The 12,612-nt window shown below is 60.8% G+C and carries 6 protein-coding genes and 1 pseudogene; all 7 read left to right on the top strand.

The window, feature by feature from the left end; translation table 11 throughout:
- The first annotated feature begins 232 nt into the window (after positions 1-232).
- Positions 233-1,144, top strand: coding sequence for a Clp protease ClpP (locus tag Q0Z93_RS07525; RefSeq protein WP_298064293.1), 912 nt, complete (start codon positions 233-235; stop codon positions 1,142-1,144).
- Positions 1,145-2,369: 1,225 nt separating this feature from the next.
- The gene (locus tag Q0Z93_RS07520; RefSeq protein ID WP_298064292.1) at positions 2,370-3,362 is read left to right on the top strand and encodes a hypothetical protein; all 993 of its coding nucleotides are present in this window, start codon (positions 2,370-2,372) and stop codon (positions 3,360-3,362) included.
- Between the two features lie 415 nt (positions 3,363-3,777).
- Positions 3,778-3,939, top strand: coding sequence for a hypothetical protein (locus tag Q0Z93_RS07515; RefSeq protein WP_298064291.1), 162 nt, complete (start codon positions 3,778-3,780; stop codon positions 3,937-3,939).
- A gap of 194 nt (positions 3,940-4,133) precedes the next feature.
- A complete protein-coding gene (locus tag Q0Z93_RS07510; RefSeq protein ID WP_298064290.1) occupies positions 4,134-5,126 on the top strand; it encodes a hypothetical protein in 993 nt (330 codons plus the stop codon).
- Positions 5,127-6,316: 1,190 nt separating this feature from the next.
- On the top strand, positions 6,317-7,513 hold the full coding sequence (locus Q0Z93_RS07505; RefSeq protein ID WP_298064289.1) for a phage portal protein: 1,197 nt from the start codon (positions 6,317-6,319) through the stop codon (positions 7,511-7,513).
- Between the two features lie 702 nt (positions 7,514-8,215).
- Positions 8,216-9,523, top strand: coding sequence for a clostripain-related cysteine peptidase (locus Q0Z93_RS07500; protein ID WP_298064288.1), 1,308 nt, complete (start codon positions 8,216-8,218; stop codon positions 9,521-9,523).
- A 253-nt stretch (positions 9,524-9,776) separates the two neighbouring features.
- Positions 9,777-12,612: pseudogene (locus Q0Z93_RS07495) on the top strand (hypothetical protein); the annotation flags it as partial.

Below are 12,612 nucleotides of genomic sequence, written 5' to 3'. Positions count from 1 at the left end.
AGGATTAGGGTAATTACAGCCCGGAAAGCCCCTATGGGGCCTTTCTTTTCAAAGAAAGAACAGTCACTCACAGCACAATGCAAAATAAACCTACGGTTAATAACGAGCTCGCAGCCTGTGGAGTTGGGGTTAGTTACGGCCCGGCCGAATGCCCGATGGCACCGCACTCCGAGTGTGGGCGCGGGGCCGAACAGGAACTTATCTGAAAACCTATTTAAAATTACGAATGATTATGCAACAACTCGGAGAAATTCGCATTAGCGGCGGACGGCGGCTGACTGTCGATATCGAAGGGTTTATCGGGATCCCCCGCTGGTGGGCATTCGAGAACGACGACCAGCGCGCAGCCGCTTACGACGAACTGCGCAGCCGAATCGACCGCATAGGCCGTTCCGGCGCCCGGCGGATACGGGTCAACATCCGTTCCACAGGCGGCGATGTCAACGACGCGCTGTCGATCTACGAGGCCCTGTGCGCACTGGCTGCCGAAGGCGCCGAAATCACCACCGTATGCCACGGGTATGCCGCGTCGGCCGCCACCGTCATCGCGCAGGCCGCAACGCCGGGCCGCAGGTTCGTCTCGTCGAACGCGCTTTATCTGATCCACAACTCCACCACGGCCCTCGAAGGGAATTGCCTCGACGCCGAGCGCACGGCCCGGTTGCTGAACCGCACCGACGAACGGTTGGCGCAAATCTATGCCGACCGTTCCGGACGGCCCGTGGAACAGTTCCGTGAGCTGATGGCCCGGGACGGGGGGAGGGGCGAATGGCTCTCGGCGGCCGAAGCGGTGGCGGCGGGGCTGGCCGACCGGATCTGCCGGATTTCACCGCTGACGGCCGCGCGTGACAAAATGACCGAAATAATCGGAGGGCTGTTCCGAAGTCCGTCTGTGCCGCCATCTCCGCAGCAGGCCGTGCCGGCCTCTGCCTTGCCTGCCGCATCAGCTGTTTCCGAAGATACGCGCCGGCTTTGGGACGCGGACGGTTTCCGCCGCTCTGTGCGGGCTTCGGCGACGCAGGCCCGCGAAGACCCTGCCGTGCTTCCTGCTGAGATGATTGCAGGGGTGGGGGCGGATGGGGAATATTCCCGCAATGGGGTGGCTTACGAAAACGACGCGGTCCGGCTACGAACAAATTGTTAACAATCTGTTAACAAAGTGCGGGGCTGCTCCTCGTTTGCCAACGGTGCGGGGCTCCGGCCTGGTCGCTGGTGCAGAGGGGTTCTCTCTGACGATTTGTCCCGGTGTGCGGATGCGGCAGAGCGGCTGACGGCATGGGCTGTAACTGCCGGGGGGTAGCTGAGGGGAGAGTGAATAGTCAAGTCTCCGCGTGAACGGTGTCCTCGGTCGCTGGGATGCGTAAGCGGCGGGGGAAAGCGCGCCGAGGACAAGAAAATGAAGACCCGGTTTCCGTAGCAGCGGCGGAAAATCAGAACCTTAGCAGTACCTTCCGTAGGGGGCTGGGGTATTTTTCACCGGCAAAAGTCTCTGCGGGGGTAGAGGTCTTCCTTTTCTCTTCTCTTGCTCGGGCTGCCTGTAAACGCGGGATATTGATTCTCAATCGTTTGGGTCGGGCGCCCGGGATGCTGCAATCAGGGACGCTTGCGGCCTATGCCGAGGTAGCGCGAGGAAAACAAGCGTAGCGAAGTTAAAGAGAACTGTTCCCTCCCGAACCGTACCATAAAACCTATGGTTAATAAAAAAGGCCGCAGCCTGCGGGGAACGCAACTTTCGCGCAAGCGATAAAAGAGTTGCGGGCCTCCGCTGCGGGAGGCTGCGGCCCGCTGTGCCTGACGGCACGCAAATAGTATAAATAGCAGTACTATTGATCTCAATGATCTTCCTATGTCAGGCCGGAGCCACCCCTGGCGGAGACCTGATGCCGCTCGGCACTCGAGCCGGGCTGTAACTACCCTAAACGGTCCCGCTGGCTCCGGCCACAGGAACCTAAGTATATTAACTGTAGGTTTTATTGTACGTGTTCGGGAGGGTACTGTTCTCTTTGTGAACAAAGAGAACCAGAAAAACTTTTTGAGATGCTTGCGCATCTCTTGAGCCTGCCGGGTACCCTGGTCTTCGATTTGTCGGGGTGCGGGGAATCGGGCCGATTAGGTACGAGCCTCATTATCGGCCCGATTCCCGCGCCCCGAACCAAACTCAATGCAAGAGGACTGCGGAGCCTAAGGAGTAGCGCAGCTATCTGAAAGTTCTTTGCGTCGCTTTCTTTCAAGAAAGCGACAGTCCCGTACGGAACAATGCTAAATAAACCTACAATTTATTCTTAGTCATTGCGGCACCGCAGAATTGCCGCCGGCCAGCCCCCACCCGAAAAAACAAATCTCGAATCACCCAACCAAAACATTTGCTTATGCAACTTATCCAACCCGAAGAAGTGCTCGGCCTCGCCTTTTCACCCGACGACCAGATCGACCCCGTTCACCTGCGCCACGCCCGCATCGAAGCCGCCCAGCTCCGCTACATACGTCCCGCATTCGGCCCCGCCATGTATCACAGCATGCGGATGGAAAAATACGAACCCTTCGTCAGCACCTACATCAAACCCGCCCTGGCCCATTACATCCGGTATGAACTGATCGGCGAGCTGGCCGTGCGCGCCTCCGACCGCGGCGTGGTGCGACCCTCCACCGAAGAAAGCGCCCAGACCACCACCGCCACCAAAAACGACGGACAAGACCGCACCGACACCGTGCGGATCGAGCTCAACCGGCTCACCGCCAGCGAAAAAACCACCTCCGGCACCACAAGCCGCAAGACCACCAACCAGTCCGCCTCCACGCAGACATCCGACGAAAGCCACCTCCGGAAAGGCAAAGACCAGCGGACCGTCACGGTCACCGACAGCGACAACACCACCTCACAAGGCAGCGTCACGGAGCAGGTCGACCCCTCGATCTCGGTGACCGTGACAGAAAAGAGCGCCACCGAACAGTCCACGGTCAATAAAAAGACTACGGATGACACCACCGTCTCGCAGGAGGACGGGACGAACGTCAGCCGCACGGAAAGCGGTAACGGCACGCAGGAGGTGACCGGGACGGACACCGGTTCCGCCAAGGACAGCTCCGAGCTGAGCGACGTGACCACCCGGAACGTGACGACGGCCACGACGGGACGGAGCGAGAATACGGGCACGGGCAGCACGACACGCACCACCCTCCGGGCCGCCACACCGCAGGAGTGGCAGCTGCTGTCGCGGCAGGCACTGCGCGACGCGCGTACATTCCTGCGCTATGCGGTGGAATATGTGGAGGCTCACCGGGAGGAGTTTCCCGACTACGCTCCGGCTTCGGGCTTAGGGGCCTCGACGCCCCGCCGGTGCATCGGAGGCATTATCCTGTAAACGGAAAACGCTGTGGCAGAGAGGGTTCCAACTCGCCGAAGGTGTCGGGGCATGATTCCGGGAAACGGAAACCCAACCGGCATCGACGATTGACCCTGCCGTTCATTTTCGGCGCCCGCGCCACCTCGATTCCGGCCTGACAGGTTCCGGCCCGCCGAAAGCATCGGGCATGATCCCGGGAAACAGGAACCGCTGTTGCTGAGAGGGTTCCGGCTCGCCGAAGGTGTCGGGGCATGATCCCGGAAAGCGGAAAACACTGTTGCAGAAAAGGTTCCGACCCGCTGAAGGTGTCGGGGCATGATTCCGGAAAACGGAAACCGCTGTTGCAGAAAGGATTCCGGCCTGCCGAAAATATCGGGGCATAATCCCGGCAAGCGGGAATCGCTGTGGCAGAAAGGATTCCGGCCCGCCGAAGATGTCGGGGCATAATCCCGGCAAGCGGGAATCGCTGTGGCAGAAAGAGTTCCAGCCCGCCAAAAGCATCGGGCATGATCCCGGAAAACGGAAACCCAACCGGCATCGACGATTGACCCTGCCGTTCATTTTCGGCGCCCGCGCCACCTTGGCTCCGGCCTGACAGGTTCCGGCCCGGCAGCAGAAACCGATCGACGACACACCTAAAAGGTCTGCCGGCGCGAAAAACCGTCATGTAGAATTTTCAACAGCGCCTCGGCCGGGAATCACTCCCGGATACTTATCAACAAATTATTAACAATCTTTCCCTCCGGCGCTGACTGCCGGATGGAAAATAATGAAAAAATCAATCAAAAAATGGGAAAAATTATCTCTAACCCCAAAAACTACACCGGTAACGAACTCGAAACCGTCTTTTTCCGGCCGCTGCTGACCGGACCGGACGCCCTGGATCTCGGCATCCGTATGATGTACAACATGCCTGTGCCGACCACGCTCAACTTCTGGAAGCGCGGCACCGACCTGCTTCAAAAATACAGTGCCGGTTGGAGCGGGAGCGCCGATTCGGACAAGTATCAGAAAGTCATCGAGTTGCACAAGGTGAAGGCCGAAATGGGCTATGCCGCCGAGGACTACTTCTCGATGGTCTACGAACGGATCGTGGGCCGTCCGGAGGTCAATCTCGGCGACCTTTCCGGCACCGAGTTGGAAGAGGCTGAGACGGCTCTGTTCCGCGAGGCGATCGCGGAATCGGTGCGGGCCACGATGTGGGTCGGCGACACGGAACGCACGAGCGGCTTCAACACGTTTGACGGCTTTTTCAAACGGCTGATCGAGGATACCGGCACTGCGGTGGATGATGTGAAGAAGGTCGAAATGACGTCGATGGCGACGGCCGGGAATGCCGAAAAGCTGTTCCGGGCGATGTATGCGGCGGCTCCGGCCGAGCTGCGTTCGATGAAGGCTGACGGCCGTCTGGTGCTGTTGGTGACGCGCGATGTGGCGGAAAATTACGAGGAGGGGCTGCTCAGCGGTTCGCTCGACAGTGTGCGGGCGGCCAAGATCAATGGCATCGACCGTCTTTCGTTCCGGGGCATCCCGGTGGTGGATATTCAGGCGGACGGGTATCTGTCGGCTGTAGGCGATCTGCCGGTGTCGTGGGCGATCCTGACTGACAGCCGCAACTTGGCGGTGGCGGTCAATACGTCGGATTTTCCGGGCTCGGAGGTGTCGATGTGGTACAATCCGGATCAGATGGAGAACCGGCAGCGGGCGACGTTCATGGCGGGCTGTGACTATCTGCTGCCGGAGCTGATCGTGGCTTCTTATTCGGAGGTGCCGGTACGCTGACGGCGCTGACGCGGATACTGATCTGCGGGACTTTTTTTTCGTTGTCCTCATGCCGGGCGGGCTTTTTGTTTTCTCTTCACCGCTCATGCCGCGGGGGCATTTACTTTCTTGGATGACCAAGAACCGAGCAGCGTACCGAGGGCAGAGACCGCTTGCGGGCTATGCCGAGGTAGCGCGAGGAAGACCGCAGGTCAAAGGAAGCAAAGAAGTCACCGGGAATCGGTTTCGCCTTGTCGAAGCCCGCGCACCCGCACGGGCTTCTCAAGTCAAAACACGGCATTCCCGGGTCTGCCGTGTCTACCCGCAATTAAGGAAGACACTGATCTCAAGAGCAACGCTTCCGGGGATGCTTTTTCTTATTACTTGCGCTCGGGCCGGAGCCAGCGGGGCCGTTTAGGGTAGTTCCAGCCCGGCTCGTGTGCCGAGCGGCACCGGGCCTCCGTCCGGGGTGGCGTCGGCCCGCCCGGTTCTGCAAACCGGAGTTTCACCTGTATGCCTCGGGTCGCAGCCTGCGGAGAGCGCAATGAACGAAGAGAAATTGCGGGCCTCCGCTGCGGGAGGCTGCGGCCCGACATAGGAAGATCACTGCCGAACCGTTTTTCTCCGAGCGTGAAAACATTTCCGGAAGCGTCGTGTTTTGCCTTGAGGGAGCCGCGCAGGACGCGCGGACTCCCGACAAGGCGAAACCGGCTGGAGGCACTTTGGCTTCGCCTTCCTCCTGGCGCCTCGGCCATTCGAGCAAGCTCGATGGCACTCGGCTGCTGCGTCGGTTCTTTGTCTACTTTGACCTGCAGTCTTCCTCGCGCTGCCTCGGCATAGCCCGCAAGCGGTCTCTGCTCTCGGTACGCTGCTCGGTTCTTTGGTGGCAAAGAAAGTAGAAGCCCCGCCGGATCGAGGCGGTTAAAGAAAAGTACCCGCCCGGCAGGAGGGCATGCAAAAAAGTTTTTTATAAAGAACAAATGCCTCGCCGGATAGAAGCGATTATCGAAAAGAGCGGCACCCGGCGCAAGGCCATAAAAACCTACGGTAATTTTCGGCACCGACGCCAGGCAAAGTCCCAGCACCGCACCCCCGTTCAGCAAAAATTCCGTACAGCCCCTTTTCCACGGACAATCCGCAGAAAAGCGTTCCGTCCGCAGAGGCAGACGGAACGACCACACCTTTCGTCTCTCCATCACAAAAACTTGTTTATGAAAAACCATACGAATCTGAAAAACAGGCTCTTCGTCGTTGGCCAGGCCGTTCCTCTCGGGATCAGGCCCGTAACAGCCGTCGTCCGCCGCGACGTCTGGCGGTGGGGCACCGACAACCGATTGCCCGAAGCCCTGGCCGCCCTCTCGCGCAGCTCTACCATCCACCGGCGCATCATCAACGACAAAGCCGATTATATCAGCGGCAGCGGCCTTACGGTCGACGACGGCAGCCCCCGTACCGCCTCCCTGCTGAAAGAAGCCAACGGCCAGGGCCAAAGCCTGCGCACCGTGATCCAGCGCATCGCCCTCGACCGCTGCCTGTTAGGCAACGCTTTTTTGGAGATCGTCACCGATCCGGCGCGGAGTTTTCTTTCCCTCTACCATCAGGACGCCACCCGCTGCCGGCTCTCGCGCGACGGCGACCACATCATCCTGCACCACGACTGGCGCCAGTACCGGCCCACTGAGGCCGTGACACTTCCGCTCTACCCCGCGTTCGCAGAGCAGGCGGACGGCACTCTGCGCGCGGTTGTCCACTACAAGGATTACGAGCCGATGTTTGAACATTACGGCGTACCGAAGTACATCGCGGGTTTGGGCGCTTCGGCCATCGTCTGGAAGACCGACCGCTGGAATCTCTCGCGGCTCGACAATGCCTTTCAGCCTTCCGGGGTGATGGTGCTCGACGGCGACACGGACTCCGAGCAGGAGGCGGCCGAGATCGCCCGGCTGGCCGAAGAACGCTTTGCCGGCAAGCCCGGGCAGGTGATGTTCTTAGTGAAGAATGGCATCGACAATGACACGACCCGTTTCGTGCCGATCACCACCGCCAGCGACGGCGACTGGAAGTCGCTCCACGACCAGGCTGTGTCGGACATCATTGTGGCTCACAGCTGGTTCCGTACACTGAGCGGTATGGAGTATTCGACGGGATTTTCGGCCGACCGGGTGCGGCACGAGTACAATATCGCGCTGAATACGCTGATCCGGGTCGAGCAGCAGGAGATCATCGAGCCGATCCGGGCTGTCTGTACGGATATCTTCCATGAGGAGGCGCGTTCGCTGGCGTTCATCAACCGCCCGCCGTTCGAGGTGAAGCCGGATTACATGCGGGTGTGGGAGGCGCGCAAGGCGGACGGCTTCGATTACGATCCGGACGATCCTTCGCAGGGGCTTTTCCTGTCGCAGATATGACGGGGCTTCTCCTTATCGTAGGTTTTATTGTACGTGTCTCTGAGAGGGAACTGTTCTCTTTAACTTCGCTCCGTTCGTTTTCCTCGCGCTATCTCGGCATAGTCCGCCAGCGGCCTCTGCTCTCGAAACGCTGCTCGGTTGTGAACAAAGAGAACCAGAAAACCGACGCAGCAGCCGAGCGCCGTCGAGCTTGCTCGAATGGCCGAGGCGCCAGGAGGAAGGCAAAGCCAAACTTTTTGAGATGCTTGCGCATCTCTTGAGCCTGCCGGGTACCCTTGTCTTCGATTCTCTTGGGCCGGGAGCAATAGACCGCTCTTCATATTGCGATCCTTCGGATCGCCGACCTCAGCGCCCAGCGGCGAAGCCGCTCGGGGGGTGGGCGCGAGGTCGAACTGAGGAGCAGTAGAGCGGTCTATTGCCCGGCCCAAAGAAAACGCAATGCAAGAGGACTGCGGAGCCTAAGGAGTAGCGCAGCTATCTCAAAAGTTCTTTGCGTCGCTTTCTTTCAAGAAAGCGACAGTCCCGTACGGTACAGTGCTAAATAAACCTACAATAAAAAAGCAAGGAAACGCGTAATTAACATTACCGTTAGTTGTTATCGTCAGAATCGCAGCACAGGGACAGGCAGCCGCGCAGCGACCTGCCGCAGCCAGGCCGTTTTCCCGAAAAATAAACATATATTTGTGTCAGTTATAAAATGATATGAAAAAGTTATTCACCCTACTGTTAGGCCTGCCGGCAATCGCCATCGGGACCGTCTCGTGCACCGACGAACCGGGGCCAGAGCCGCCCGTGGCAAAAAAACACCGGACAGTGATCGAATACATGGTGGCCGACAACAACCTCTACCCATACGCCGAGAACAACATCAACGACATGGAAGCCGCCTGGAACGACGACCTCGACGGACACATGGTCGTCTACCTGCATCCGGTGGCCTCCGGCAGCGGAGAAGACTTCGACCCCAGCCCCCGGCTGCTGCTGATCACCCGCGATCAGACCAGCGCGATCGCCAGCCGGGTGCTCAAGACCTACGGCCGGGACATCGACCCGTGCGACCCGGCAGTGATGCGACAAGTGATCGCCGATGCCATGGCCTTGGCCCCGGCGGAAAGCTACGCCTTAGTTTTCTGGTCGCACGGATCAGGGTGGATTCCGAAAGGGATGGGACAGCCGTTGAAATCGGCCGTTCCGGCGGGCGGGCTTGACCATGCCGAGCATGCACCGTCCAAACTCATCGGGAGCAGCGTCCGGGCCGAGGTGTCAGATCCGCAGTGGACGGGGAATGCCGCCGTCGGCTATTCGTTCGGACAAAGCAACAGCCACGGGAACAGCGAGATGGAGATCGACGCCATGGCCCAGGCTTTGCCGGCAGGGACGGTATTCGACTTCATCCTGTTCGATGCCTGCCACATGGCCTGCATCGAAACGGCGTGGGAATTGAAAGACCAGACACACTACCTGATCGCATCGGCGGCGGAGACACTGGCAGCGGGATTCCCTTACCGGAAAATCATCGCGCCGATGTTCGAGCCGCAGGCCGATGTAGAGGCGATCGGGCGCGAGTTTTTCGACTATTACGACACACAGACCGGAGCATGGCGGAGCGCGACGGTCGGAGTGGTTCGGTGCGACCGGCTGCCGGAACTGGCGGCTTCGGTCAAGGCACTGTGCCAGGCGGGGCTGCCGGAAGCCGGCATCTCGTATGCCGGACAGCAGTACGGGCGGAGCGCGATGGGATTCGACCGGACGTTCTACGATCTGGAAGATTTCGTCCGGCAGACATGGGGCATGTACGAACCGGCGGGAGTGTCCGCTTTCGAGACGGCTTTGCAAGAAGTGGTGGTCTATGCGGCCGCTACGCCGTGGCTGTTCGACGAGATCCGGGTGAATACGCATTGCGGACTGTCGTGCTACCTGCCGCGGAGTTCGACACCGCTCTCGTTGGAGGCTTACCGCACGCGGTTCGGATGGAGCGCGGCATCGGGGATGGGGGCTTTGGTGCCGTAAGACACTCGTCCGGAGACCGGATTTTTACACAATTATGCCGCACGGTTCATTCCCGTGCGGCATTCGCTTTTTGAAAGGCCCGGAGCCTCGATCCGGCGGACGAAAAGCCGGGCGCGACACGCAGCAAAGGCCGAACACGAAAAATCGGGCCGCCCCGGCAGACCGTCCCGGAATTAGTGCTAAATTTGCAAAGCAGTGTCAGTCCCGGCTTGCAGGACAGCGGACGACGCAGCGCAAATACAATCTCCGGCCGGTGACCTTCCGTATCGTAAAAAAGACATTCAGACTGCTCTTGACAGTGCTCTCCTCCGCGGTGATCGCAGGAGTGGCCCTGCCTATCCTCGCGGGATTGCTGCTGCAGATCGGCTTCATACAGAACTTTGCGGTCAGACAGCTCACGGCCTGGCTCTCGGAAAAGGGAGGCACCGTCATCTCGATCGACCGCGTGGACATCGCCTTCTTCAACCGCGCCGTTTTGGAAGGCATCTACATCCAAGACCCAGTTTCGCCGCAGGATACGCTGCTCTACGCCGGCAAGCTCAGCGCCGGAATCGACGGGATCGACTTCTTCACCGGGAAAATAGCCCTCGGCACCGTATCGCTTTCGGACGGCGTGCTGCATATCGTCAGCGACTCGGCAGGCATCACCAACCTCAAACGCGTCACCGAACGGTTCCGGCCGAAAAAGCCCCGTCAGATCGCCCTGCGGCTTTCGGCGCGGGAGCTGAACCTCGTCGGCGTCGACTTCACCTTCCGGCAATTCGATCCGCCCGTGCGGGAACGGGGCGTCAATTTCCGCGACCTCGGCCTGCAAAACATCCACTTCCAGGCCCGGGGGATTGCCGTGGCAGGCGATTCCGCGGCGTGCCGGATCGAACACCTCGACTTCAGGGAAAAGAGCGGATTCCGGCTGCAACACCTCGCTACCGGGGCGACAACCGTGGGAGCCACCGGCCTGCGGCTGGCCGACCTGCGCATCGAGACCCCCCTGTCGATACTCCAGTTCCGGCGGCTCGACCTGCTCTACGACGACTGGGCCGATTTCAGGGACTTCACGCACCGCGTCCGGCTGAAAGCGGAGATCGAACCGTCGTCGCTGGCTTACCGCACGATCGCGGCATTCTCGCGCCGGCCCGGGGCCATCCACACAGCCGTCAGCTTCGAGGGGGCGGAGATCGAAGGGCCCATTGCGGCACTCGAAGGACGGATCTGGAACGCCCGCGCGGGAGGGACGCTGCTGGACGCGGAGTTCGACATCACGGGGCTGCCGGACATGGAACAAGCCTGGTTCCGGATGAAGCTGGAACGGTTGGAAACGGAGGCACGGGATATTCTGGCCACCTATGCCGACCTGTCGGGAAACCAATCCGGGGCTCATCTGCGGCCCTGGTTGGAGCGGGCCGGGCGGATCGGCTTTTCGGGCACCTTCGACGGCCTGCTGAAAGACTTTACGGCCACCGGGAAGCTGACCACCGGCCAGGGGACAGTCGAGGGGCGCCTGCAGTTCATGCCGGCAGCGCAAAAAGGGGCGATCCGCTTCTTGGGACAAGTCCGGACGACCGATTTCGGATTGGGACAGCTGTTGGCGGTGCCTGCTCTGGGGGCCGTATCGTTTTCGGCGGGGGTGGATGCCGAGGCACGGCCCGGCGAGCTGACCCTGACCACCGATGCGACAGTCGACCGGCTGGATTTCAAGGAATACAGCTACGGCGGTATCCGGATGAACGGCCGCTTCGCCGGCAAGACCTTCACCGGACAGATCAGTTCGGCAGACCCGAACTTGGACTTCGTGACCGACGGACGGTTCGATCTGAGCGGGGAGGTGCCGGCCTACAATTTCGAGATGGATCTGCGCCGGGCGGATCTGGCGGCGCTGAAGCTGAACCGGCGCGACGAAGTGTCGAGGCTGGCGATGCGCTTCCGTGCGCACGCCACGGGTACGACGCTGGACGACATCAACGGCACGGCGACGATCGACAGCCTGAGCTATGTGAACCACATCGACACCGTCCGGACGGGAGCGATCCGGCTGGAGGCGCAGAACACCGAGCGCAGCAAGCGGGTGACGATGCGGTCGGACTTCGCCGACATCGAGCTGCGGGGAAACAGCGGCTACAGCCATATCTTCCGGTTTTTCGGACAGTCGATCCGGCAATACCTGCCGTCGATGCCGGCAGCTTCGGCCGGCACCGGCCGAGAGCAGAGTGCTGCCGGACATCTTCCGGCCGATACGGCGGCCACGGTTTTCGACGACGGCTACTACTTAGTCAAGGTAAACGTCAAGGAGGCCAACAACGTGGCGGCGATCTTCGTGCCGGGGCTGGAGATCGCCCGGGGCTCGTCGTTAGCCTTCCTGTTCAACCCCTACCGCAACGACTTCAGTCTGAGCGCCAAATCGGACTACATCCTGCGGCGGAACCTCTATGTCGGCAACCTGTCGGTGGAGTGCCGCAACCAGGGGGATTCGGTGTCGATCTACGCTTCGGCCGACCAATTCGGGATCGGGCTGGCGGACCTGCCGAACCTCTCCGTGATCGGGGGCATCCGGGACAACCGCATTTCGCTGGCCACGCGGTTCCGCAATCCGAAGAACGGCTCGCACGCCCTGATCAGCACCGGCACGACCTTTTCCCGCACGGCAGCGGGGCTGCCGCAGATGGACGTGGCGCTGTACCCGACCACCTTCTCGGTGGGGGGGCAGCTGTGGTATATCGCGCCGAGCCACGTGGTGCTGGACTCGCTGGGGATCGACTTCCGCCGGTTCCGGCTCTGGGGCGGGGGGCAGGAGCTGGCGGTGGACGGCCGCGCTTCCGCTTCGGAAGAGGATACGCTGCGGGTGCGGATGCGGAATTTCGACATGGCGCCGCTGACGCAGTTGGTCGAAAGGCAGGGTTATAGCGTCGGGGGGCGCCTGGGGGGTGAGGCGCAGTTGGTGGCGGCGCTGGGCGAGTTGCAGTTTACGGCGGATCTGGGGATGGATTCGCTGACTTTCGGCGGGTATCCGCTGGGGCGGGTCGATTTTCACAGCGAGTGGGACGGGGGGCGGCGGTGGGTGCGGTTTGCGGCTTCGACGCCGGAGGGGGTGAGGC

It is taken from the genome of uncultured Rikenella sp. (assembly GCF_947628055.1).
Classification (GTDB): Bacteria; Bacteroidota; Bacteroidia; order Bacteroidales; family Rikenellaceae; genus Rikenella.
The sequence above is the reverse complement of the archived record's forward strand: the minus strand, read 5'-3'. Positions and strand labels throughout refer to the sequence as shown.

Bases quoted from the DNA above. Each gene is read 5' to 3' on its own strand.
- Q0Z93_RS07505 (WP_298064289.1), top strand. From the start codon at position 6,317: ATGAAAAACCATACGAATCTGAAAAACAGGCTCTTCGTCGTTGGCCAG.
- Q0Z93_RS07520 (WP_298064292.1), top strand. From the start codon at position 2,370: ATGCAACTTATCCAACCCGAAGAAGTGCTCGGCCTCGCCTTTTCACCC.
- Q0Z93_RS07515 (WP_298064291.1), top strand. From the start codon at position 3,778: ATGTCGGGGCATAATCCCGGCAAGCGGGAATCGCTGTGGCAGAAAGAG.
- Q0Z93_RS07525 (WP_298064293.1), top strand. From the start codon at position 233: ATGCAACAACTCGGAGAAATTCGCATTAGCGGCGGACGGCGGCTGACT.
- Q0Z93_RS07500 (WP_298064288.1), top strand. From the start codon at position 8,216: ATGAAAAAGTTATTCACCCTACTGTTAGGCCTGCCGGCAATCGCCATC.
- Q0Z93_RS07510 (WP_298064290.1), top strand. From the start codon at position 4,134: ATGGGAAAAATTATCTCTAACCCCAAAAACTACACCGGTAACGAACTC.